At 73.5% G+C, this 562-nt stretch carries 1 protein-coding gene; it reads left to right on the top strand.

Features of this window, described 5'->3' with window-relative positions:
• Positions 1 to 48: 48 nt before the first annotated feature.
• The coding region (locus ESO86_RS18385) for a hypothetical protein (protein WP_165308454.1) at positions 49 to 562 on the top strand (514 nt) is incomplete at its 3' end.

Raw genomic sequence — 562 nt, 5'->3', positions numbered from 1 at the left:
CAGCGCGGCCGACGGTCGCGCGACGGGGGCGCGTCCGACGAGGTGGGCGTGCTCGAGCGGGATCGCTGGGCCATGCGTGCGAGCGCGAGCCCGGGACGCCGTCCACGGCGCCGCGCCGCGACGGTCGTGCTCGACTCCGACGAGCACGCGGATCCCGATCGGCGCCGGTACTTCCTGAGTTCGCTGCAGCCCAGCGGCGACTACGAGGCCGTGATCGTCGCGATCACCGATGGCTCCAGCCGCCGCTACTTCAGCTCGCGCGACGGCTCGCACTTCATCGAGGTCGACGAGCTCTCGTTCGAGCAGCGACGCAAGAGCGGAACGCGATCCCTGCTCGAGATCGGCGAGCACGAGCTGCGCGAGCTCGAGGGTGCGCTCATCTTCGTGCGCCCGCTCGACGGTCGCGACCCGATCGCCGAGGTCGCCGCGGCGAAGAAGGCGTCGCTCGAGGCGACGCGTCCGTTGGCGATCGTGCCGGTGACCGCGCCAGGCGCGGTCGATGCGACGACGGATGCGGCGGCCGGCGGCTCCGCGGACGCCCTCGGATCGGGCGCCGACGCCG

The organism is Agromyces binzhouensis, from assembly GCF_004135055.1.
Lineage (GTDB): Bacteria > Actinomycetota > Actinomycetes > Actinomycetales > Microbacteriaceae > Agromyces > Agromyces binzhouensis.
Note: the sequence above shows the minus strand (reverse complement) of the source record. Positions and strands in the feature narration are given on the sequence as shown.